Origin of the sequence: Nocardioides sp. SYSU D00038, from assembly GCF_016924665.1 — a bacterium.
Lineage (GTDB): Bacteria > Actinomycetota > Actinomycetes > Propionibacteriales > Nocardioidaceae > Nocardioides.
This window is the reverse complement of sequence record NZ_JAFFJT010000021.1, coordinates 1-22,162: the sequence shown is the minus strand read 5'-3', so window position 1 is coordinate 22,162 and position 22,162 is coordinate 1. Positions and strand designations below refer to the sequence as shown.

The following is a 22,162-nucleotide window of genomic DNA, read 5'->3' as shown; positions in this document are numbered from 1 at the left end:
CGGCGCGCAAACACCAGATAGGAGACAGTTGAATGGCGATCACCAAGAAGCCGTTCGCCGCCCTGGCGGCAGCTGCGCTTGCGGTCTCGCTGGCCGCCTGCGGCGGTGGTGACGACGGGGACGACAACAACAGCCCCGGAGGCAGTGACGGCGCAGCCGCGAAGGGTGGCACGGCCATCTTCTTCAACGGCCCGCGCAACACCGAGCACTGGGACCCCCAGCGCATGTACATCGGTCGTGACCTGAACAACTCGGGCCGCCTGTTCTACCGCAGCCTGGTCGCCTACCCGGCCTCCAACGACCCGACCGAGGGCACCACGCCCATCCCGGACCTCGCCACCGACACCGGCACCACCGAGGACGGCGGCAAGACCTGGACCTTCACCATCCGCGACGACGTGAAGTGGGAGGACGGGAAGAACATCACCTGCGAGGACTTCAAGTACGGCGCCTCGCGGAACTTCGCCACCGACGTCATCATCGGCGGTCCGGCCAACTACCTGTTCACCTACCTGGACATCCCCAACGGCGACGACGGGCTCCCGCAGTACAAGGGCCCGTACAGCAAGGAGGGCCAGGAGCTGTTCGACAAGGCGGTCACCTGCGACGGCCAGACCATCACCTACCGGATGAAGAAGCCGTGGCCGGACATGCCGCAGGCCGCTGCCTCGCTGCGCTTCCTCGACCCCTACCGCCAGGACCTCGACAAGGGTGACGCGAACAACTTCGTGATCATCTCCAACGGTCCCTACAAGCTCGACGGCGAGTGGACCGAGGGCACCGGCGGCACGTTCGTCCGCAACGAGAACTGGGACGAGAGCACCGACCCGATCCGCAAGGCCCTCCCCGACCAGTGGGAGTTCCGCGAGGGCGACGAGGACGAGGCGATCTACGACCAGATGTTCGCCGACTCCGGTGACGCGCAGTTCGGCGTGACCGAGCGCCGCATCCCGCCGACGTTCTACGACCGGATCCCCGAGGTCGAGGACCGCTACACGCAGGTCGAGTCGCCGTACGTCGACTACGTGCTGCCCAACTTCAACTCGCCCGTCTTCAAGGACCTCGCCTGCCGCGAGGCCCTGAAGCTCGCGACCAACAAGGCCGCCTGGATCCAGGCCGGCGGCGGCGAGAAGGCATTCACGCCGGCCTACTCGGTCGTGAACCCGTCGGTCCCGGGCTACCGGGAGAACCCCGCGTTCGCCGACATCCCCGACGAGGGTGACCCGGACGCCGCCAAGGCCAAGCTCGAGGAGTGCTCCGCCCCGAAGCCGGTGAAGATCAAGTTCACCTACTCCGGCGGCACGCCCACCTCGGACAACCAGGCCGCGGCGCTGAAGGAGTCGTGGGACGCGGCCGGCTTCGAGACGGAGCTGGACCCGCTCGAGGACACCTACTACTCGGTCATCCAGAAGCCGGACGCCGACTTCGACGTGACCTGGGGTGGCTGGGGTGCTGACTGGCCGTCGATCGGCACGGTCATCCCGCCGCTGTTCGACAGCCGGATCAACCTGACCGGTTCGTCCAACGGCAACGACTACGGCAACTACCGAGGCGGTCCGGAGGTCGACAAGATGATCGACGACGCCTACGCCGAGGCCGACCTCGACGCCGCCGCGGACCTCTGGGCCGAGGTGGACGCCAAGCTCGGTGAGGACGTCGCCTACATCCCGCTGGAGATCACGATCTTCAACTTCCTCCACGGGTCGAAGGTCACCGGCTACGCCAACAACGTCTCGGTGAACGGCTATGCCGACCTCGCCGTGATCGGCGTGGAGAACTGACAGTCCCGTAGCAAGCCGACGGCCGGGGGTCGCCAGCAAGGCGATCCCCGGCCGTCGGTGCCGCGTGGTCCTGCGTGACCACCCCGTCGTCAACAGAGGTCATCCGTGATTGCCTACGTCGTCCGCCGGCTCTTCGCCGGCGTGATCCTGCTGGTCGTGATGAGCATCGTCACGTTCGCGCTGTTCTTCGCCTCCCCGATCAACCCCGCCGACTTCTCCTGCGGCAAGAACTGCTCCGCGGAGCAGAAGGAGCAGGTGTCGAGGGCCCTGGGCTTCGAGGACAGCTGGGTGACGCAGTGGGGGAAGTTCGCCAAGGGCGTGTTCGTCGGCCGTGACTTCCCCGACGACCCCGAGCTGCGCAAGACCGCCCCCGAGACCATCGCCCACTGCCCGGCGCCCTGCCTGGGCTACTCCCGCGAGCGGACCTCGACCGTCACCGACCTGATCAAGGACACCCTGCCGGTGTCGCTCTCGATCGCGGTGGTGGCCTTCTTCTTCTGGATCGTCGGCGGCGTGCTGCTCGGCGTGACCGCCGCCCTGCGCAGAGGCACGATCGTCGACCGCGGCCTGGTCGGCATCTCCTTGGTCCTCTACGCGTTCCCGACGTTCTTCATCGGCCTGCTGCTCTACAAGTTCGTCGCGGTGCAGTGGGGCTGGGTCGATGTCCCGCGCTACACGACGATCGAGGACGGCGGCATCTCCGGCTGGCTCTCCGGCCTGCTGCTGCCCGGCATCACCCTGGCGGTCTTCTTCATGGCCGGCTACGTGCGGATGACCCGGGCCTACGTGCTCGAGTCGTTCTCCGAGGACTACGTGCGCACCGCCCGGGCCAAGGGCCTGCCCAAGCGCACGGTCACCTTCAAGCACGCCCTGCGCGCCGCGCTGACCCCGATCGTCACGATGGCCGGCCTCGACTTCGCGGGCCTGATGGGCGGCGCGATCATCACCGAGTCGGTGTTCAACTACCCCGGGCTCGGCAAGCTGGCGGTGCTGGCCAACTCTGACTTCGACCTGCCGACGCTGGTCGGACTGGTCATCCTGTTGGCGACGTTCGTCATCATTGCCAACATCATCGTCGACCTCCTGTACGCCGTCATCGACCCGCGCGTGCGGCTGAGCTGAGCGAAGGCCATGGACACCATCACGCCCACCACCACGCCCACGTCCGCCGCGACGCCGGGCACCGGCCCGTTCCTGTCGGTCGAGGACCTCCGGGTCCACTTCCCGACCTCCGACGGCGTCGTCAAGGCCACCGACGGCCTCACGTTCAAGCTCGAGCGCGGCACCACCCTCGGCATCGTGGGCGAGTCCGGCTCCGGCAAGTCCGTCTCGAGCTCGGCGATCCTCGGCCTCCACCGCGGCAGCAGCGCCCAGGTGAGCGGCCGGATCGTGCTCGACGGCGTCGACCTCCTCTCGCTCTCCGACGAGGAGATGCGGCTGCGACGCGGCAAGGAGGTCTCGATGATCTTCCAGGACCCGCTGTCGGCGATGCACCCCTACTTCACCGTCGGCAACCAGATCGCCGAGGCCTACCGGGTGCACAACAAGGTCTCGAAGAAGGTCGCCAAGGCCCGCGCCGTCGAGATGCTCGACCGGGTCGGCATCCCCCAGCCGGACCGCCGGGTCGACGACTACCCCCACCAGTTCTCCGGCGGGATGCGGCAGCGCGCGATGATCGCGATGGGCCTCATCAACAACCCCGGCCTGCTGATCGCCGACGAGCCCACCACCGCGCTCGACGTGACCGTGCAGGCCCAGATCCTCGACCTGCTCCAGGACCTCCAGCGCGAGTTCGACTCCGCGGTCATCATCATCACGCACGACCTGGGGGTGGTGGCCGAGATGGCCGACGACGTCCTGGTCATGTACGCCGGGCGCGCGGTCGAGTACGGGCCCGCCAAGGAGCTGCTGACCCACCCGGAGATGCCCTACACCTGGGGCCTGCTCTCCAGCGTGCCCGACGTCAAGGGCGACACCGACGCGCGCCTGATCCCGATCCCGGGCAACCCGCCGAGCCTGCTGAACCCGCCCAGCGGCTGCCCCTTCCACCCCCGGTGCGCCCACCGCGACAAGGTGCCCGGCGACCTGTGCTGGACCGAGCGCCCCGAGCTGCTCCAGGGCAGCCGCGGCCCGAGCCACCTCAAGGCGTGCCACCTGGCGAACCCCGACGAGATCTACCGCAAGGAAGTCCTCGTCGAGATCGCCCCCGAGCTGGCCGAGGAGCTGTGATGACCCAGGCCGACCACACCCCCGAGGACTTCATGACCGCGGAGCAGGCGAGGGTGCTCGCCCCGCACGCGCCGTCGGTGAACCCGACCGGCGCCAAGCCGATCCTCCAGGTCGAGAACCTGCGCAAGTACTTCCCGGTGAAGTCCTCCGGCCTGATCCGCCGCACCATCGGGCAGGTCCAGGCGGTCGACGGCGTCTCCTTCGAGGTGCCGGCGGGCGGCTCGCTGGGTCTGGTGGGCGAGTCCGGCTGCGGCAAGTCGACGACCGGTCGTCTGATCACCCGGCTCTACGAGCCGACCGGCGGCGCGATCCGGTTCGGGGACCAGGACATCGCCCAGACCTCTGCGCGCGGCCTCAAGCCGTTGCGCCGGGAGATCCAGATGATCTTCCAGGACCCCTACACCTCGCTGAACCCGCGCCACACGGTCGGCTCGATCGTGGGGGCGCCCCTGCAGATCCACGACATCGTGCCGAAGGACAAGGTGCTCCCGCGGGTGCAGGAGCTCCTCGAGATCGTCGGCCTCAACCCCGAGCACTACAACCGCTACCCCCACGAGTTCTCCGGCGGTCAGCGCCAGCGCATCGGCATCGCGCGGGCGCTGACCCTCCAGCCGAAGCTGCTCGTGGCCGACGAGCCCGTCTCGGCCCTGGACGTGTCCATCCAGGCGCAGGTGATCAACCTGCTCCAGGACCTCCAGAAGGAGTTCGGGATCGCGTTCCTGTTCATCGCCCACGACCTCGCGATCGTGCGGCACTTCTGCCCCGAGGTCGCGGTGATGTACCTCGGCAAGATCGTCGAGATCGCCGACCGCGAGACCCTCTACAACCGACCGCACCACCCCTACACGCAGGCGCTGCTCTCCGCGGTGCCCGACGTCAAGCAGGCCGCGATCGGCGGTCGTCGCGAGCGCATCCGGCTCACCGGCGACGTGCCGAGCCCGATCAACCCGCCGTCCGGCTGCCGGTTCCGCACCCGCTGCCCGCTGGCCCAGGAGATCTGCGCCAAGGTCGAGCCCCCGATGCTCCAGGTCGGTCCCCGCCACAAGGTGGCCTGCCACTTCGCCGGCGAGATCGGCAAGCACCCCGAGCAGCCGGTGACCGCGAAGCTGCTGGGCGTCGACGACTACGGCACCGCCGAGCCCGGTGCCACCCCCTCGGAGATCGAGCAGGGCCCGGGCTTCACCGACACCTGGTTCGACGTCAACACCCGGACCGTCCGCCACGCCACACCCGACCAGAGGTCCTGAGCGGCGGCCGGGGCGACGTCGGCCCCGGCCAGTACGGTGAGGACGTGGACGGGTTGTTCGAGGTGGCACCGGCGGGCGGCGGCTCGCTGTCCGGGTCGGACCACGCGTTTGCGCCCCTGGCCGTCCGGATGCGGCCGCGCTCGCTCGACGAGCTCGTCGGCCAGGCCCAGCTGCGCGCTCCCGGCTCGCCGCTGCGCCAGCTGATCGAGGGCGACCAGTCGCTCTCGCTGCTGCTGTGGGGGCCGCCGGGCACCGGCAAGACCACGATCGCCGCCATCGTCAGCCAGCAGACCCAGCGCCGGTTCGTCGAGGTCTCCGCGGTCTCGGCGGGGGTCAAGGAGGTCCGCGCGGCGATCGACGGCGCCCGCGCCGAGCTGGTCGCCACCGGTCGCGAGACCGTGCTCTTCGTCGACGAGGTGCACCGGTTCTCCAAGGCCCAGCAGGACGCCCTGCTGCCCGGCGTGGAGAACCGCTGGGTGACGCTGGTGGCCGCGACCACCGAGAACCCGTTCTTCTCGGTGATCTCGCCGCTGCTCTCGCGCAGCCTGCTGCTGCGCCTGGAGTCGCTGACCGACGACGACGTCCGCGGCGTGCTGGCCCGGGCGCTGGCCGACGAGCGCGGCCTGGCCGGCGAGTTCACCGTCGACGACGACGCCCTCGACCACCTGGTGCGGCTGGCCGGCGGCGACGCCCGCCGTTCGCTGACCTACCTCGAGGCCGCCACCGGCGCCGCGGCCGCGCGCGGCTCCGCGGTCGTCGACCTCGAGACCGCCGAGACCGCCGTGGACCAGGCGGCGGTGCGCTACGACCGCCAGGGCGACCAGCACTACGACGTGACGAGTGCCTTCATCAAGTCGATCCGCGGCTCCGACGCCGACGCGGCCATGCACTACCTGGCCCGGATGATCGAGGCGGGGGAGGACCCCCGCTTCATCGCGCGCCGGCTGGTGATCCTCGCCAGCGAGGACGTCGGGCTGGCCGACCCGACTGCCCTGACCACCGCCGTCGCCGCCGCCCAGGCGGTGCAGCTGATCGGCATGCCCGAGGCGGGTCTCAACCTGGCCCACGCGGTGATCGCGCTGGCGGTCGCCCCGAAGTCCAACGCGGTCACCACCGCCCTGGCGGCCGCCACCGCCGACGTCCGGGCCGGCAAGATCGGCCCGGTGCCGGCCCACCTGCGCGACGCCCACTACTCGGGTGCGAAGAAGCTGGGCCACGGCAAGACCTACAAGTACAGCCACGACGAGCCCTACGGCATCGCCGAGCAGCAGTACGCGCCCGACGCCGTGCTCGACGCGGAGTACTACCGGCCCACCGCGCTGGGGGCCGAGGCGGCGATCAAGGAGCGCTGGGAACGGGTGCGCCGGATGGTGCGGGGCCGGCGCTGACCGGCGTCCGCCGGGGTGGGCGCACCGCGATAGGGTCGGATGCCATGAGCCCCGACCAGACGCTGCCCGCCTGGGCCCTGCTGGTCCTCGCCGCAGTGGTGGTCCTGGTCGTGCTGGCCGCGACCGCCGTCCTGGCGGTGGCGCAGCGGCGCGCCCGGGCCGCGGGCGACCGGGTCACGGCTCTCGAGCACGAGCTCGCCGAGCTACGCGCCGGGCTGGCGCGGCTCGAGGAGACCGGCGCGCGGGCCGCGGCCCCGGTCGAGCCGGCGGCGGTGCGCACCGACGACCGCGAGTACGTCATCACCGGCCTCGGCGAGGCGGTCACCGACGACGCCGACCCCGGCCCGGCGCCGGTGGTCGAGCCACGGCTGTTCGCCGACGCGCTCCTGCAGGAGACCGTCGTGCAGTCGGTGTCGCTGGCCCACGGACTGCGCCGGGCGCTCGCCCCGGAGACCCGCAACCGGATCCGGTTCGAGATGCGCCGCGAGGTCAAGCGCTCGCGCAAGCAGCGACGCGCCGACAGCCGCCGCGCCCGTCGTGCCTGGGACGCGCAGCAGCGCGCCGCCGGTGGCGCACCCGGGACGAGCCCGGGGATGACGTCGCCGGGGATGCGAGAGGGCAGCCCGGCATGAGTCGCGGCCTCTGGTTCGTCGCCGGGGCCGGGGCCGGGATCTACGTCATGGTCCGGGGCCGCCGTGCGGCCGAGGCGCTGACCGTCGACGGGATCTCCGACCGGCTCAACGGCGCCGCGGTGGGCCTGCGGATGTTCCGCGACGAGGTCGCGCAGGGCAAGGCCGACAAGGAGAGCGAGCTGCGCGAGCGATTCGCCGTACCGGCCCTCGGCAGCGGCACCGCCGCCACCACGACCCGCCCGGAGCTGCCGGCGGGCCCCGACACGGAAGGCACCACCTGATGGACACCGCGGAGATCCGGCGCCGGTTCATCGCCCACTTCGAGCACGACACGGCGGTGGGGGCGCACACACCGGTGCCGTCGGCGTCGCTGCTGCTCGACGACCCGAACCTGCTGTTCGTCAACGCCGGCATGGTGCCGTTCAAGCCGTTCTTCCTGGGCCAGGAGACGCCGCCGTACGACCGGGCCACGAGCGTGCAGAAGTGCGTGCGCACCCCCGACATCGAGGACGTCGGCAAGACCACCCGGCACGGCACGTTCTTCGAGATGTGCGGCAACTTCTCCTTCGGCGACTACTTCAAGGAGGGCGCGATCCGGCTCGCCTGGGAGCTGGTCACCAAGCCGCTGGCCGACGGCGGCTGGGGCCTGGACGAGGGTCGGCTGTACCCCAGCGTCTACGCCGACGACGCCGAGGCGCTCGCGCTGTGGCGCAAGGTCACCGGTCTGCCCGAGGAGCGGATCCTGCGCCTGGGCAAGCGCGAGAACTACTGGTCGATGGGCGTGCCCGGCCCGGGCGGTCCGTGCTCGGAGATCCTCTACGACCGCGGCCCCGGTCACGGTCCCGACTTCGACCCCACCCGGCTCGGCCCCGACATGCCGGTCGAGCTCGAGGACCGGCTGCTGGAGATCTGGAACCTGGTCTTCATGCAGGACGAGCTCAGCGCGGTGCGCAGCAAGGAGGACTTCGACGTCCTCGGCTCGCTGCCCAAGAAGAACATCGACACCGGCATGGGCCTCGAGCGCGTCGCGTTCCTCCTGCAGGGCAAGGAGAACATGTACGAGATCGACGTCATGTTCCCGGTGATCGAGAAGGCCGAGCAGCTCACCGGCAAGCGCTACGGCGCCGACCGCGACGACGACGTGAGGTTCCGCGTGGTCGCCGACCACGTGCGCAGCTCGATGATGCTCATCGGCGACGGCGTCACCCCCGGCAACGAGGCCCGCGGCTACGTGCTGCGCCGGCTGCTGCGGCGTGCGGTGCGTTCGATGCGGCTGCTCGGCTACGACGACCCGGCGCTGCCCGAGCTGCTGCCGATCAGCCGCGACAAGATGGGGGAGACCTACACCTCGCTGCACACCGACTGGGACCGGATCGCCCGGGTCGCCTTCGCCGAGGAGGAGGCGTTCCGCAAGACCCTCCAGGCCGGCACCCAGATCTTCGACCTGGCCGCGCAGAAGGTCCGCTCCAGCGGCGGCACCACGCTGGCCGGCGACGAGGCGTTCTCGCTCCACGACACCTACGGGTTCCCGATCGACCTGACGCTGGAGATGGCGGCCGAGGCCGGTCTGACCGTCGACGAGCCCGGGTTCCGGGCCCTGATGGCCGAGCAGCGCGAGCGGGCCAAGGCCGACGCCCGCGCCAAGAAGGGCCAGCACGCCGACACCACCGTCTACCGCGGCATCCTCGACGCCCACGGCCCGACCGAGTGGCTCGCCTACGAGACGCTCGAGACCGAGTCGCGCCCGCTGGCGCTGCTGCGGGCCGGGCGGCCGGCGACCTCGCTGGCACAGGGCGAGGTGGGCGAGCTGGTGCTCGACCGCACGCCGTTCTACGCCGAGTCGGGCGGCCAGGCGGCCGACGCCGGCCACATCGACTTCGAGGGCGGTCGCCTCGAGGTGCTCGACGTGCAGCGCCCGGTGCGCGGCCTGGTGGTGCACCAGGTCCGCGTCGTCGACGGTGAGCTCGGTCCCGACGGGCTGCTGCACGCGCGGGTCGACCCCGAGTGGCGCACCGGCGCCCGCCAGGCCCACTCCGGCACCCACGTCGTGCACGCCGCGCTGCGCGAGGTGCTCGGCCCCTCGGCGCTCCAGTCGGGCTCCTACAACCGCCCCGGCTACCTGCGGCTCGACTTCGGGTGGACGACCGGGCTCAAGCCCGAGCAGCTGCACGACCTCGAGCAGGTCTCCAACCAGGCGCTGCGTGCCGACCTGCCCGTGGGCTGGCAGTACATGACGCTGGCCGAGGCCCGCGAGTGGGGTGCGATCGCGCTCTTCGGCGAGACCTACGACGACAGCCGGGTGCGGGTCGTCGAGATCGGTGGCCCCTGGTCGCGCGAGCTGTGCGGCGGCACCCACGTCGACCACGCCTCCCAGATCGGCACGATCGTGGTGACCGGGGAGTCCTCGGTGGGCTCGGGCAACCGGCGCATCGAGGCGCTCACCGGCGTCGAGGGCTTCGCGTACCTGGCCCGCGAGCGCGACGTGGTCAACCAGCTCACCGGGCTGCTCAAGACCCAGCCCGACGACCTCGTGGCCCGGGTGGGCGACCTGGTCGAGCGGCTGCGCAGCGCCGAGAAGGAGATCGAGCGGGCCCGGGTGCGCGAGCTGCTCGCCGCCGCCGGCACGCTCGCGGAGTCCGCCGAGGACGTCGACGGCGTGGCCGTCGTGGCCCACCACGCACCGGGGGCGGGCGGGGGCGACGTGCGCACGCTCGCGATGGACGTGCGCGGTCGGCTGGCCCCCGGACGTCCGGGCGTGGTCGTGGTGATCGGCGACGCCGACGGCAAGGTCTCGGTGGTGGCCGCGGTCAACGACGCCGCCCGCGAGCGCGGGCTGTCGGCCAACGAGCTCGTCCGCGCCGTCGGCCCGCTGGTCGGCGGCAAGGGCGGCGGCAAGGACGACGTCGCCCAGGGCGGCGGCACCGACCCGTCCCGGATCGCCGAGGCGCTGGCCCTGGTCACCACGACCGTGGCGGCCTCCGGCTGATGCGTCCCGGGGTGCGGCTGGGGATCGACCCCGGGGACGCCCGGATCGGGGTCGCCCGCAGCGACCCGTCCGGCTTCCTCGCGACGCCGGTCGAGACCGTGCGGCGCGGTCGCGGCGACCTGGCCCGGATCGCGGCCATCCTCGCCGAGGAGGGCGGCCCGGAGCGGGTCGTCGAGGTGGTGGTCGGCCTGCCCCGGTCGCTGTCGGGCCGGGAGGGCCCGGCCGCGGCCAAGGTGCGCGAGTTCGCGGGCCTGCTGGCCGGCCGGATCGCGCCGGTGCCGGTGCGGGTGGTCGACGAGCGGCTCACCACCGTGTCGGCCGAGGCTATGCTGCGCGACCGGGGCCGCAAGGGCGCCGGCCGCCGGGCGGTCGTCGACCAGGCGGCGGCCGTGCTGATCCTCCAGCACACGCTCGACACCGAGCGCACCAGCGGGAGGGCACCCGGAGAGATCGTCGAGGAGAGCTGATGAGCGACCACCGCAACGACGGGTACTCCGGCTCCCACGCCGCGCCCTACGACCAGACCCACGACGTCCCCGAGGACGACTACGACGACTACGACGACTACGGCCACGACGACCACCGCGACGGTGGGCGCCGGGCCGGCCGGCGCCGCCGCAGCCCGCTCGGCTGCCTGGTCGCGCTGGTGGTGCTGGCCCTGGTGCTCGGGGCCCTCTACGTCGGGGCCACCAAGGGCCTCGACGCGATCCGCGACGCCTTCGGCGAGCCCGAGGACTACCCCGGGCCGGGTTCCGGCGAGGTGACCGTCGAGGTGGTCCCGGGCGACTCCTCGGCCGCGATCGGCCGCAAGCTCAAGAGCGCCGACGTGGTCGCCTCGGTCGACGCGTTCATCAGCGCCGCCCAGGCCAACCCGGCGTCGTCGCGGATCCAACCGGGCTTCTACCTGCTCAAGGAGCAGATGAAGGCCGCCGACGCCCTCGACGTGCTGATCGACCCGGGCAACACGATCAACACCCAGGTGACGATCCCGGAGGGCCTGCAGGTCAAGCAGATCGTCGACATCCTGGTCGAGAAGACCGGCTTCAAGAAGGCCAGGTTCGAGCGGGTGCTCGGCAGGCCGGACGCCCTGGGCCTGCCTGACTACGCCGGCGGCAACGCGGAGGGCTACCTGTTCCCGGCCACCTACGCGTTCGCGCCGGGGGCCAAGCCCGACGACATGCTCCGCGAGATGGTGGCACGCTGGCGCCAGTCGGCCGAGGAGGCGCAGCTCGAGCAGCGGGCGGACCGACTCGGGTACACCCCGCACGAGGTGATGACCATCGCCTCGATGCTGGAGGCGGAGGGCCGTGGCGACGACATGGTCAAGATCTCCCGGGCGATCTACAACCGGCTCGAGATCGACCCCAACCCGACCGCGGGCTTCCTGCAGATCGACGCCACCGTCAACTTCGCGCTCGGCCGCTCCGGCACGACTGCCGTCACCGAGGCCGACATCGACTCCGTTGCCGACTCGCCGTGGAACACCTACCGCACCAAGGGCCTGCCGCCCGGCCCGATCGAGGCGCCCGGCGACGCGGCGATCGAGGCCGCGCTCAGCCCGGCGAAGGGGCCCTGGTTCTTCTGGGTCACGGTCAACCTCGAGACGGGGGAGACCAAGTTCACCGACGACTACGACGAGTTCCTGCAGTTCAAGCAGGAGTACCAGGAGTACTGCGAGACCCAGTCCGACCGCTGCTGATGCGCTGCGCCGTCCTGGGTGACCCCGTCGCCCACTCGCTCTCCCCGGTGCTGCACCGCGCGGCGTACGCCGAGCTCGGGCTCGACTGGGAGTACGACGCCGTGCGGGTGCCGGCCGGCGGCCTGGCGGAGTTCGTGGCCGGCCTGGGCGACGACGTGCGGGGTCTGTCGCTGACCATGCCCCTGAAGCGGGAAGCGATCCGGCTCGCCGACCGGGTGAGCAGCCGGGCCAGCCTGGTGGGGGCCGCCAACACGCTGGTGCGCGACGAGGACGCGCTCTTCGCCGACAACACCGACCTGCCCGGTGCGGTGGCCGCGCTGCGGGAGCGCCACGACGGGCCGGTGACCAGCGCGACCGTGCTGGGCGCCGGCGCCACGGCCGCGTCGACCGGGCTGGCGCTGGTGGAGCTGGGCGCGACCCGGGTCGTGCTGCTGGCCCGCGACTCCGGACGGGCCGCGGAGACCCGGGCGGTCGTGGCGAGCCACCCCTCGGCCCCCGAGGTGGTCGTCGCCGACCTCGCGACCGCGCCGGTCGAGGGCGAGGTGGTGGTCTCGACGGTGCCCGCGGCGGCGCAGAGCGAGGAGCTCGTGGCCCGGGTGGGTGAGGTGCCGGTGCTGTTCGAGGTCGTCTACGACCCGTGGCCAACCCCGCTAGCGCGGTCCGCGACCGGCGTGGTGGTCGGCGGGCTCGACCTGCTGGTGCACCAGGCGGTCCACCAGGTCGAGCTGTTCACCAGCCGTCCGGCGCCGCTGGCGGCGATGCGCGCCGCGGGCGAGCGGGCGCTGGCGGCCCGAGGCCGGCTGGGATGAGCACCGGGATGCGCACTGGGACGAGAACCGGGTGAGCACGCTGGTCGCCGTGCTGATCGGCGCCGCGGCGGGGGCCGCGGGCGGAGTCCTGGTGCCCCCGGTGGTGCGGGCGGTGCCCGAGCTCCCGCCGGAGCCGCCACCCGACCCGCAGCCCGAGCTGCAGCAGCCCCAGGCCGAGCCGCCGGCGCGGCGCCGACCGCGCCGGCCGGCGCCGGTGGTGCGGCTGTGGGGGCTGCGGGCCGACGACGGCACCCGCGAGACCTTCGCCGAGATGAGCCGGCTGCGCGGCCTCGCGGTCGGCTCGGCGGTGGCGGGCACGGCGGTGGGCGCGGTGCTGGGGTTGGCTCTCGGCCTCGGCCCCGAGCTGGCCGTGCTGCTGGTGCTGCTGCCGGTGCTGCTGGCACTCGCGGTGGTCGACTGGCGCAGCCGGCTGCTCCCGAAGCGCCTGGTGCTCCCTGCGACCGGGCTGGTGGTGCTCGCCGGGGCGGCAGGCGCGCTGGTGACGGGGGAGCGCGGCGACCTGGTGCGCGCCCTGGTCGGGCTGCTCGTGGTGCGCTCGTTCTTCTGGCTGCTGTGGTGGGTGCGCAGCGCCGGAATGGGCTTCGGCGACGTGCGGCTGGCCGCCCTGGTGGGCTTCGTGCTGGGCTGGGCCGGGTGGCCCGAGCTGCTGGTCGGCGTCTACCTCGGGTTCATCGTGTTCGTGGTCCCCGGCCTGCTGCTCGCCGCGGCCCACCGGAGCTGGTCGCTGATGAAGGTGGCCTTCCCGTTCGGCCCGTTCATGCTGCTGGGGGCGCTGCTGGGGCTGTTGCTCGGCGATCCGCTCGCGGGTGGTCTCGGACCCTGACGCCCCGCGTCGGGCGGCGCCGGCGGGATGGGAGACTGGGGCCATGCTGCGTTGGCTCACCGCGGGCGAGTCCCACGGCCCGTCCCTGGTCGCCGTGCTGGAGGGGCTGCCGGCGCACGTCGAGGTCACCTCCGACGACATCCGCGACTCCCTCGCCCGGCGCCGGCTCGGCTACGGCCGCGGTGCCCGGATGAAGTTCGAGCAGGACGAGGTGACGCTGGTCGGCGGCGTCCGGCACGGCCGCTCGCAGGGCGGCCCGGTCGCGATCGAGGTCGGCAACACCGAGTGGCCCAAGTGGGAGCAGGTGATGTCGGCCGACCCGGTCGACCCCGAGACCCTCGCCGGGCTGGCCCGCAACGCGCCGCTGACCCGCCCGCGGCCCGGCCACGCCGACCTCGCCGGGATGCAGAAGTACGACTTCGACGACGCCCGGCCGGTGCTCGAGCGGGCCTCGGCACGTGAGACCGCCGCTCGGGTCGCGCTCGGGCGGGTGGCCTCGAACTTCCTCGAGCAGGCGGTCGGCGCCCGGATCGTCTCCCACGTGATCGAGCTCGGCGGCGTTCGCGCCCCCGACGGCCTGTGGCCCGAGGCCGACGACGTCCAGCGCCTCGACGACGACCCGGTGCGCTGCCTCGACCCTGACACCAGCGCCGCGATGGTGGCCCGGATCGACCGCGCCCACGACGACGGCGACACCCTCGGCGGCGTGGTCGAGGTCGTCGTCCACGGCCTCCCGCCGGGCCTGGGCTCCCACGTGCACTGGGACCGCCGCCTCGACTCGCGGCTCGCCGGCGCGCTGATGGGCATCCAGGCGATCAAGGGCGTCGAGGTGGGCGACGGGTTCGCGCTCGCCGCGACCCCCGGCTCGCTGGCCCACGACGAGATGGTGCCGACCGACGAGGGCATCCGGCGGGTCAGCGGCCGCTCCGGCGGCACCGAGGGCGGCATGACCACCGGCGAGGTGCTCCGGGTGCGCGCAGCGATGAAGCCGATCGCGACCGTGCCGCGGGCGCTGCGCACCGTCGACGTCGCCACCGGTGAGGGCGCGGTCGCCCACCACCAGCGCTCCGACGTGTGCGCCGTGCCGGCCGCCGGCATCGTCGCCGAGGCGATGGTCGCGCTGGTGCTGGCCGACGCGGTGCTGGAGAAGTTCGGCGGCGACTCGGTGGGCGAGACCCGCCGCAACGCGCAGTCCTACCTCGACTCGCTGACCTACCGGTGACCGGCCCGGTGAGCGACCCGGTGAGCGACCCGGTGACCGGCCCCCGGGTCGTGCTCGTCGGCCCGATGGGCGCCGGCAAGACCACGGTCGCCCGGCTGCTGGCCGAGGCCTGGGGCGTGGGCGTGCGCGACACCGACCACGACGTCGAGGCGACCGAGGGCCGCGAGATCAGCGAGATCTTCGTCGACTCCGGCGAGGCGCACTTCCGCGCGCTCGAGCGAGCGGCGGTCGCGACCGCGCTCGCCGAGCACGCCGGCGTGCTGGCCCTCGGCGGTGGCGCGGTGCTCGACCCGGCCACCCGCGAGCGGCTGGCCGGGCACACCGTCGTCTTCCTGCGGGTCGGGCTCGCCGACGCCGTCAAGCGGGTCGGGCTCGGCACCTCGCGGCCGCTGCTGCTCGGCAACGTGCGCTCGCGGATCAAGGCGCTGCTCGACGAGCGCACCCCCGTCTACGAGTCCGTCGCCACGATCTCGGTGGACACCGACGGCCGCACTCCCGAGGATGTGGCCGACGAGATCAGGGAGGCGGTCGAGCGTGCCTGAGAGCAGCACCGACACCGAGACCGACACCGAGACCGACACCGTGCTGCACGTCGGCGGCGGGTCGCCGTACGACGTGGTCGTGGGACACGGGCTGGCCGGTCGGCTGCCGGACGTGCTGGGCACCGGGGTGCAGCGGGTCGCGGTGGTCCACCCGGTCGGGCTGGCCCACCTGGCTGGCCCGGTGCTCGGCGCGCTCGCGTCGTACGACGTGCTGGCGCTGCCGGTGCCGGAGGGCGAGGCCGCGAAGTCGGCGACCACCGCCGCGGCGTGCTGGGAGGCGCTCGGCGCCGCCGGCTTCACCCGCTCCGACGTGGTGGTGACGGTCGGGGGCGGCGCGACCACCGACCTCGGCGGCTTCGTCGCCGCGACCTGGCTGCGCGGGGTGCGCGTCGTGCACGTGCCGACCACGCTGCTGGCGATGGTCGACGCCGCGGTGGGCGGCAAGACCGGCATCAACACCGCCGCGGGCAAGAACCTGGTGGGCTCCTTCCACGAGCCGGCCGGCGTGCTGTGCGACCTCGACCTGCTCGCCACCCTCCCGCGCGCCGAGCTGGTGGCCGGCCTCGGCGAGGTCGTGAAGTGCGGCTTCATCGCCGACCCGGAGATCCTGCGCCTGGTCGAGACCACCGACCCCGCGACCCTCGACGCCGGCTCGCCGGTGCTGCGCGAGCTGGTCGAGCGGGCGATCCGGGTCAAGGTCGACGTGGTGGTGGCCGACCTGCGCGAGACCGGCGGCGCCGACGGCCACCCCGGGCGCGAGGTGCTCAACTACGGCCACACCCTGGCCCACGCCATCGAGCGGGCCGAGGACTACCGGGTGCGCCACGGCGAGGCCGTCGCCATCGGCTGCGTCTTCGTCGCCGAGCTCGCCGCCCGGGCCGGGTCGCTCGACCCCGCACTGGTCGAGCGGCACCGGTCCGCCTTCGGCAGGGTCGGCCTCCCGACGTCCTACGACGGGGCGGACTACGCCACCCTCGAGGCCGCGATGCGCGTGGACAAGAAGGCGCGCGGCTCGCAGCTGCGGTTCGTGGTGCTCGACGACCTGGCCCGTCCCCGGGTGCTGGCCGGACCCGACGAGGCCCACCTGCGTGCGGCGTACGACGCGGTGCGGGGCGCCCGGTGACTCGCGTGCTGGTGCTCAACGGCCCCAACCTGGGCCGGCTGGGCCGCCGCCAGCCGGAGATCTACGGCCACACCACCCTCGACGAGCTGGCCGAGCTGTGCCGCGGCTGGGGCGCCGAGCACGGCTTCGACGTGGTGTTCGAGCAGACCAACCACGAGGGCGTGCTGCTCGACCGGCTCAACGAGGCCGCCGACGACGCCACCCCGGTCGTGCTCAACGCGGCGGCCTGGACCCACTACTCGTGGGCGATCTTCGACGCCTGCGCCCAGCTCACGGCCCCGCTGGTCGAGGTGCACCTCTCCGACCCCGCCCAGCGCCCCGAGGAGTTCCGCCACACCTCCGTGGTGACCCCCCACGCCGCCGCCGTGATCGCCGGCCACGGCGTCGACGGCTACCGGTTGGCCCTCGAGCACCTCGCGGCCGCACTCCGCTGACGCCGAGTCGTCGATACTCGTGCCGGGTAACGACGACTCGACGGCGCTGGATTCGTGGTGACCACCGGCGATGACTAGACTGAGCGGCTGTTGCCCGCGGCCCTCACCGGCACCGGCCGGGCGACGTTCCCCGTACCTCGTAGGCAAAGGCAGCAGCGCGCGCATGGCATCGACCAACGACCTCAAGAACGGCATGGTGCTCAACCTCGACGGCCAGCTCTGGACCGTCATCGAGTTCCAGCACGTGAAGCCCGGCAAGGGCCCGGCCTTCGTGCGCACCAAGCTCAAGGCCGTCGAGTCCGGCAAGACCGTCGACAAGACCTTCAACGCAGGCACCAAGGTCGAGACGGCCAACGTCGACAAGCGCACGATGCAGTACCTCTACAACGACGGCACCAGCTACGTCTTCATGGACACCGCGACCTACGAGCAGCTCGAGGTCCCGCCGGAGGTCGTCGGCCGCGCGTCGGACTTCATGCTCGAGAACCAGGAGGCGATCGTCGCGACCAACGACGGCCGCGTCCTCTACATCGAGCTCCCGGCCTCGGTCGAGCTCTCGGTGACCTACACCGAGCCCGGCCTCCAGGGCGACCGCTCCACCGGCGGCACCAAGCCGGCCACCGTCGAGACCGGCGCCACCGTCGCCGTCCCGCTGTTCATCACCCAGGGGGAGCGCATCAAGGTCGACACCCGCGACGGCTCCTACCTCGGGCGGGTCTCGGGCTGACGTGGCGGCCCGTTCCAAGGCGCGCAAGCGCGCGCTCGACATCCTCTACGCCGCCGAGGTGCGACGCGAGTCGGCGACCGAGGCGCTGGAGCGGGTGGTCCGCGAGGGCGACGCGCCCACCAATCCCTACACCGGCGTGCTGGTGCGTGGTGTCGAGGAGCACCGGGCGCGGATCGACGAGCTGCTCGCCGAGTACGCCGAGGGCTGGACCCTCGACCGGATGCCGGCCGTCGACCGCAACGTGCTGCGGCTCGGCGTCTGGGAGCTGCTCTGGTCCGACGACGTGCCGCCGGCCGTGGCGGTGAGCGAGGCGCTCGGCCTGGTGACCGAGCTCTCGACCGACGACTCGCCCCAGTTCGTCAACGGCGTGCTGGGCAGCATCGCCCGCAACCGCGCCACGCTGGTCTGACCTGCCGCCCAGGACGAGCCGACCTGCGCCATGCTGGGCGCATGACTGAGCGCGAGGTGGACCTGGTCGTCATCGGCACCGGACCCGGCGGCGAGGCGCTCGCCACCGGCGCGGCCCGGGCCGGCCTCGAGGTCGTCGCGGTCGACAAGCACCTGGTGGGCGGCGAGTGCCCCTACTACGGCTGCATCCCCACCAAGATCATGGTCCGCGCGGCCGACGCGCTCGCCGAGACCGGTCGCGCCGCCGCGCTCGCCGGCGACGTCTCGGTGACGGCGAGCTGGGCGCCGGTCGCCCGGCGCGTCTCCGTCGAGGCCACCGACCACTGGGACGACCGGGTCGCGGTCGAGCGGCTCCAGGACGCCGGAGCCACCGTGCACCACGGCACCGCCCGCCTGGCCGGCCGGCGCCGGGTCGCGGTGGAGCTCGCCGACGGCTCCGAACCGGTCACCTACACCGCCCGCCGCGGCGTCGTGCTCAACCCCGGCACCCGGCCCGCGGTGCCGCCCGTCGAGGGGCTGGCCGACACGCCGTACTGGACCAACCGCGACGCCGTCCGCACCGCCGGCCTGCCCGGGTCGTTGGTGGTGGTGGGTGGCGGGCCGATCGGCTGCGAGCTGGCCCAGGTGTTCGCCCGGTTCGGGGTGCGGGTCACCGTCGTGCAGCACGGCGACCGCCTGCTGCCCGGCGACGAGCCCGAGGCCTCCGAGCTGGTCGCCGCGACCTTCGCCGAGGAGGGCATCCGGGTGCTGACCGGCGCCGAGCTCACCCGCGCGTCGTACGCCGACGGCACCTTCACCCTGGCCGTCGGCGACGAGACGCTCACCGCCGACCGGCTGCTCGTCGCGGCCGGGCGCACCCCCAACCTCGACGACCTCGGTCTGGAGACGGTGGGTCTCGACCCGAGCGCGCGGGTGCTCGACGTCGACGAGCGGCTGCGCGTGCAGGACGGGCTGTGGGCGATCGGCGACGTCACCGGCCGGGGCGCCTTCACCCACGTCTCGATGTACCAGTCGGCGGTCGCGCTGCGCGACATCACCGGCGAGGACGGCGACCCGGCGAGCTACCACGCCGTGCCCCACGTGACCTTCACCGACCCCGAGGTTGCCGGCGTCGGCCTGACCGAGCAGGCCGCCCGCGACGCCGGGCTGACCGTGCGCACCGGCAGCACCCGGCTCGAGCAGTCGTCACGCGGCTTCACCCACGGTCCCGGCGCCCGCGGACTGGTCAAGGTGGTGGAGGACGCCGACCGCGGGGTGCTGGTCGGCGCGACGGTGGTCGGCCCGGCCGGCGGCGAGATCGTCGGCCTGCTGTCGGTGGCGGTGCACGCCGCGGTGCCGGTGGCGACCCTGCGCGGGATGATCTACGCCTACCCGACCTTCCACCGGGCCATCGAGTCGGCGCTGGCCGACCTCTCCTGAGGGAGGGCCGGCGCCGAGGATGGGCGGCACCCCGCCGGGGTAGCGGGCGGGTCCGAGGGAGAGGACACCGCCATGACCACCACCAGCCGCGCCGGCCGGGCCGCGTCGAGGGCCGACCGCAGCGATGCCGTCGACTGGGCCGCCCGGGCCGGCCTGCTGGCCTACGGCGTCGTGCACCTGGTCATCGCCTGGTTGGCGGTGCAGCTGGCGCTGGGCGACCGCGAGGGCTCGCCCAACCAGAAGGGCGCCGTGCGCGAGCTCGCCGAGCAGCCGTTCGGGCAGGTGCTGGTCTGGGCCGTCGCGGTCGGCCTGCTCCTCCTCGTGCTCTGGCAGGGCCTCGAGGCGGCGCTGGGCCACCGCGACGACGACGGGTTCACGCGCACCCGCAAGCGCGTCGGCTCGGCCGGCCGGGCCGTCGTCTACCTCGCCCTGGGGGTGAGCACCCTGCAGGTCGCCACCGGCTCGGGCTCCTCGGGCGGGGGCGGCACCGACTCGACCACCGCCAAGCTGCTCGGCCTGCCGGGTGGCCAGCTGCTCGTCGGGCTGGTCGGCGCCGGCGTGCTGGCCGTCGGGGGCTACCTGGTCTGGAAGGGCGTGAGCGACCGGTTCCTCCGCGACCTCGAGCACAGTGGGCGCAGCGGCAGCACCGGCACGGCGTACACCTGGCTGGGCCGGGTGGGCCACGTCGCCAAGGGCGTGGCGCTGGGCATCGTCGGCGTGCTGTTCGGGTGGGCCGCCGCGACCCACGACCCCGAGAAGTCCGGCGGCCTCGACCAGGCCCTGCGCGAGGTGCTCGACCAGCCGTTCGGGCCGGTGCTGCTGATCGTCACCGCGCTCGGCATCGGCGCCTACGGCCTGTTCTGCTTCGCCTGGTCGCGCCACCTCGACCGCTGAGCGGCCGATCGTGCCTGCCGCCCGGGCAGCCGGTCGCCTGAGAGGGTGGGGCCATGGCACAGCAGGACGTCGACGTCGTGGTCCTCGGGCTCGGACCGGGCGGCGAGTTCGCGGCCCGCAAGCTCGCCGAGGCGGGTTTGGCGGTGGTGGGCGTCGACCGGGGGCTGGTCGGGGGCGAGTGCCCGTTCTGGGGCTGCACCCCCTCGAAGCTGATGATCCGCGCCGCCGACCTGCTGGGGGAGGCCCGGCGCGTGCACCCGCTCGCCGGCAGCGCCGACGTGCACCCCGACTGGGCGCCGGTCGCCGCCCGGGTCCGCGAGGCCAACCACGACTGGACCGACCACCACCACGTCGAGCCGCTGGAGCAGGCAGGGGTCCGGATCGTCCGCGGCCACGGTCGGCTGGCCGGGCCCGGCCGGGTCGTCGTCGACACCGACGACGGCCCGCTCGAGCTGACCGCCGCCCGCGGCGTCGTGCTCAACACCGGCACCGAGCCGCAGCGGCTCCCCGTCGACGGGCTGGCCGCGACGCCGTACTGGACCAACCGCGAGGCGGTGAAGGTCACCGAGGTCCCCGACCGGCTGGTGGTGGTGGGCGGCGGGCCGAACGGCGTCGAGCTGGCCCAGGTCTTCGCCCGGTTCGGCAGCCGGGTGACCCTGCTCGAGGCGGCCGACCGCATCCTCGGCGCCGACGAGCCGGAGGCGGGTGCGCTGCTCGCCCGCGCCCTGGGCGCCGACGGCGTCGACGTGCGCACCGGGGTGGAGCTGCGCCGCGTCGAGCACGGCCCCGCCGGATTCCGGCTCACCCTGGCCGACGGCAGCCTCGAGACCGACCAGCTGCTGGTGGCCGCCGGCCGCAGCAACAACCTCGCCGACGTCGGCCTCGAGACCGTCGGCCTCGACCCCGGGGCCGACCGGGTGGCCACCGACGAGCGGATGCGCGCCGCCGAGCGCCTCTGGGCGGTCGGCGACATCACCGGCGAGGGCGCGTTCACCCACGTCTCCCGCTACCAGGCCGGCATCGTGGTGCGCGAGCTGCTCGGCGTCGATGGCCCGGGAGCCGACTACCGGGCGCTGACCCGGGTGACGTTCACCGACCCCGAGGTGGCCTCGGTGGGTCTCGGTGAGGCCGCGGCCCGCGAGGCCGGGCTGCCGGTCGCGGTCAGCACGGCGGACCTCGCGCGGTCGAGCCGTGGCTGGGTGCACGGCGCCGGCGCCGATGGGCTGGTCAAGCTCGTCGCCGACACCGAGCGCGGCATCCTGGTCGGTGCGACCGTGGTCGGGCCCTACGGCGGGGAGGTGCTCGGGCTGCTGGCGACCGCGGTGCACGCCCGGGTGCCGGTGCCCGTGCTGCGCACCATGCACTTCGCCTACCCCACCTTCCACCGGGCGATCGAGTCGGCGCTGTCCCGCCTGCCGGTGCCGGGGCTCGCCCAGCCCTGAGCCGGTCCCCGGCGCCGGCCGCGGCGCGACCGGTGCGAGGTGTGGCGCGGCGGGTTCGGGGGAAGGAGGGCACGGGCGGGGCGGCACCCGCGCCCACTTCCGACTCGCCGCCCCCCGCGCAGGAGGACGAGATGACCCAGTCGCCGCACCGGTCGGCCCCCGACCCCGACGACACCAGCGACCGGCTGTACACCCCCGAGGAGCTCACGGCGTACGCCGCCGCCGAGCGCCACCCGGGCGGCGAGCACCGGCCGGTCGCCGTACCGCCGCCGCCTCCGCCGCGGATGCCCCCGCCCCCGCCGCCGCACCTCGCGGCGGCCCCGCCGGCGCCGCCCG

At 73.4% G+C, this 22,162-nt stretch carries 21 protein-coding genes and 1 pseudogene; all 22 read left to right on the top strand.

The window, feature by feature from the left end; genetic code table 11:
• Window positions 1–32: 32 nt before the first annotated feature.
• On the top strand, window positions 33–1,781 hold the full coding sequence (locus JT721_RS12375) for an ABC transporter substrate-binding protein (protein WP_205473448.1): 1,749 nt from the start codon (window positions 33–35) through the stop codon (window positions 1,779–1,781).
• A 105-nt stretch (window positions 1,782–1,886) separates the two neighbouring features.
• Window positions 1,887–2,903: an ABC transporter permease gene (locus JT721_RS12370; protein WP_205473447.1), complete on the top strand. Its 1,017-nt coding sequence runs from the start codon at window positions 1,887–1,889 to the stop codon at window positions 2,901–2,903.
• Window positions 2,904–2,912: 9 nt separating this feature from the next.
• A complete protein-coding gene (locus JT721_RS12365) occupies window positions 2,913–4,010 on the top strand; it encodes an ABC transporter ATP-binding protein (RefSeq protein WP_205473446.1) in 1,098 nt (365 codons plus the stop codon).
• Between the two features lie 32 nt (window positions 4,011–4,042).
• Window positions 4,043–5,257: an ABC transporter ATP-binding protein gene (locus tag JT721_RS12360; protein WP_205473457.1), complete on the top strand. Its 1,215-nt coding sequence runs from the start codon at window positions 4,043–4,045 to the stop codon at window positions 5,255–5,257.
• Window positions 5,258–5,301: 44 nt separating this feature from the next.
• The gene (locus tag JT721_RS12355; protein WP_307828025.1) at window positions 5,302–6,645 is read left to right on the top strand and encodes a replication-associated recombination protein A; all 1,344 of its coding nucleotides are present in this window, start codon (window positions 5,302–5,304) and stop codon (window positions 6,643–6,645) included.
• 44 nt (window positions 6,646–6,689) lie between these two features.
• The gene (locus JT721_RS12350) at window positions 6,690–7,277 is read left to right on the top strand and encodes a hypothetical protein (protein WP_205473445.1); all 588 of its coding nucleotides are present in this window, start codon (window positions 6,690–6,692) and stop codon (window positions 7,275–7,277) included.
• Window positions 7,274–7,558, top strand: coding sequence for a DUF6167 family protein (locus JT721_RS12345; RefSeq protein ID WP_205473444.1), 285 nt, complete (start codon window positions 7,274–7,276; stop codon window positions 7,556–7,558). Before JT721_RS12350 ends, JT721_RS12345 begins: the two co-directional genes overlap by 4 nt.
• A complete protein-coding gene (gene alaS / locus JT721_RS12340) occupies window positions 7,558–10,263 on the top strand; it encodes an alanine--tRNA ligase (RefSeq protein ID WP_205473443.1) in 2,706 nt (901 codons plus the stop codon). The genes JT721_RS12345 and alaS overlap by 1 nt, the downstream gene beginning before the upstream one ends.
• Window positions 10,263–10,730, top strand: coding sequence for a Holliday junction resolvase RuvX (gene ruvX / locus JT721_RS12335; protein ID WP_205473442.1), 468 nt, complete (start codon window positions 10,263–10,265; stop codon window positions 10,728–10,730). Before alaS ends, ruvX begins: the two co-directional genes overlap by 1 nt.
• Window positions 10,730–11,962: an endolytic transglycosylase MltG gene (mltG, locus tag JT721_RS12330; protein WP_205473441.1), complete on the top strand. Its 1,233-nt coding sequence runs from the start codon at window positions 10,730–10,732 to the stop codon at window positions 11,960–11,962. The genes ruvX and mltG overlap by 1 nt, the downstream gene beginning before the upstream one ends.
• A complete protein-coding gene (locus JT721_RS12325; RefSeq protein ID WP_205473440.1) occupies window positions 11,962–12,771 on the top strand; it encodes a shikimate dehydrogenase in 810 nt (269 codons plus the stop codon). Before mltG ends, JT721_RS12325 begins: the two co-directional genes overlap by 1 nt.
• Window positions 12,772–12,802: 31 nt before the next feature.
• Window positions 12,803–13,615 (top strand): A24 family peptidase, encoded by an 813-nt coding sequence (locus JT721_RS12320; protein WP_205473439.1) that lies wholly within the window; start codon window positions 12,803–12,805, stop codon window positions 13,613–13,615.
• A 43-nt stretch (window positions 13,616–13,658) separates the two neighbouring features.
• Window positions 13,659–14,837, top strand: coding sequence for a chorismate synthase (gene aroC, locus JT721_RS12315; protein ID WP_205473438.1), 1,179 nt, complete (start codon window positions 13,659–13,661; stop codon window positions 14,835–14,837).
• Between the two features lie 65 nt (window positions 14,838–14,902).
• Complete coding sequence (locus JT721_RS12310; RefSeq protein ID WP_240340658.1) at window positions 14,903–15,379, top strand: shikimate kinase; 477 nt, start codon at window positions 14,903–14,905, stop codon at window positions 15,377–15,379.
• The gene (gene aroB / locus JT721_RS12305) at window positions 15,372–16,502 is read left to right on the top strand and encodes a 3-dehydroquinate synthase (protein ID WP_374220885.1); all 1,131 of its coding nucleotides are present in this window, start codon (window positions 15,372–15,374) and stop codon (window positions 16,500–16,502) included. Before JT721_RS12310 ends, aroB begins: the two co-directional genes overlap by 8 nt.
• On the top strand, window positions 16,499–16,936 hold the full coding sequence (locus tag JT721_RS12300) for a type II 3-dehydroquinate dehydratase (protein ID WP_307828023.1): 438 nt from the start codon (window positions 16,499–16,501) through the stop codon (window positions 16,934–16,936). The genes aroB and JT721_RS12300 overlap by 4 nt, the downstream gene beginning before the upstream one ends.
• Window positions 16,937–17,099: 163 nt before the next feature.
• Window positions 17,100–17,663 carry an elongation factor P gene (efp, locus tag JT721_RS12295; protein WP_205473436.1) on the top strand — a complete coding sequence of 188 codons (564 nt, stop codon included), beginning with the start codon at window positions 17,100–17,102 and terminating at the stop codon, window positions 17,661–17,663.
• Window position 17,664: 1 nt separating this feature from the next.
• Window positions 17,665–18,072: a transcription antitermination factor NusB gene (gene nusB / locus JT721_RS12290; protein ID WP_205473435.1), complete on the top strand. Its 408-nt coding sequence runs from the start codon at window positions 17,665–17,667 to the stop codon at window positions 18,070–18,072.
• Window positions 18,073–18,113: 41 nt separating this feature from the next.
• Complete coding sequence (locus tag JT721_RS12285) at window positions 18,114–19,490, top strand: NAD(P)/FAD-dependent oxidoreductase (protein WP_205473434.1); 1,377 nt, start codon at window positions 18,114–18,116, stop codon at window positions 19,488–19,490.
• A 72-nt stretch (window positions 19,491–19,562) separates the two neighbouring features.
• Complete coding sequence (locus JT721_RS12280) at window positions 19,563–20,384, top strand: DUF1206 domain-containing protein (RefSeq protein ID WP_205473433.1); 822 nt, start codon at window positions 19,563–19,565, stop codon at window positions 20,382–20,384.
• A gap of 53 nt (window positions 20,385–20,437) precedes the next feature.
• Complete coding sequence (locus JT721_RS12275) at window positions 20,438–21,826, top strand: NAD(P)/FAD-dependent oxidoreductase (protein ID WP_205473432.1); 1,389 nt, start codon at window positions 20,438–20,440, stop codon at window positions 21,824–21,826.
• Window positions 21,827–21,957: 131 nt separating this feature from the next.
• Window positions 21,958–22,162 (top strand): annotated as a pseudogene (locus JT721_RS12270) (hypothetical protein); the annotation flags it as partial.

Coding starts and splice junctions, on each gene's coding strand:
- JT721_RS12365 (WP_205473446.1), top strand. CDS start 2,913: ATGGACACCATCACGCCCACCACCACGCCCACGTCCGCCGCGACGCCG.
- JT721_RS12285 (WP_205473434.1), top strand. CDS start 18,114: ATGACTGAGCGCGAGGTGGACCTGGTCGTCATCGGCACCGGACCCGGC.
- aroC (WP_205473438.1), top strand. CDS start 13,659: ATGCTGCGTTGGCTCACCGCGGGCGAGTCCCACGGCCCGTCCCTGGTC.
- ruvX (WP_205473442.1), top strand. CDS start 10,263: ATGCGTCCCGGGGTGCGGCTGGGGATCGACCCCGGGGACGCCCGGATC.
- JT721_RS12275 (WP_205473432.1), top strand. CDS start 20,438: ATGGCACAGCAGGACGTCGACGTCGTGGTCCTCGGGCTCGGACCGGGC.
- JT721_RS12280 (WP_205473433.1), top strand. CDS start 19,563: ATGACCACCACCAGCCGCGCCGGCCGGGCCGCGTCGAGGGCCGACCGC.
- alaS (WP_205473443.1), top strand. CDS start 7,558: ATGGACACCGCGGAGATCCGGCGCCGGTTCATCGCCCACTTCGAGCAC.
- JT721_RS12360 (WP_205473457.1), top strand. CDS start 4,043: ATGACCGCGGAGCAGGCGAGGGTGCTCGCCCCGCACGCGCCGTCGGTG.
- JT721_RS12350 (WP_205473445.1), top strand. CDS start 6,690: ATGAGCCCCGACCAGACGCTGCCCGCCTGGGCCCTGCTGGTCCTCGCC.
- efp (WP_205473436.1), top strand. CDS start 17,100: ATGGCATCGACCAACGACCTCAAGAACGGCATGGTGCTCAACCTCGAC.
- JT721_RS12345 (WP_205473444.1), top strand. CDS start 7,274: ATGAGTCGCGGCCTCTGGTTCGTCGCCGGGGCCGGGGCCGGGATCTAC.
- JT721_RS12375 (WP_205473448.1), top strand. CDS start 33: ATGGCGATCACCAAGAAGCCGTTCGCCGCCCTGGCGGCAGCTGCGCTT.
- mltG (WP_205473441.1), top strand. CDS start 10,730: ATGAGCGACCACCGCAACGACGGGTACTCCGGCTCCCACGCCGCGCCC.
- JT721_RS12325 (WP_205473440.1), top strand. CDS start 11,962: ATGCGCTGCGCCGTCCTGGGTGACCCCGTCGCCCACTCGCTCTCCCCG.
- JT721_RS12310 (WP_240340658.1), top strand. CDS start 14,903: ATGGGCGCCGGCAAGACCACGGTCGCCCGGCTGCTGGCCGAGGCCTGG.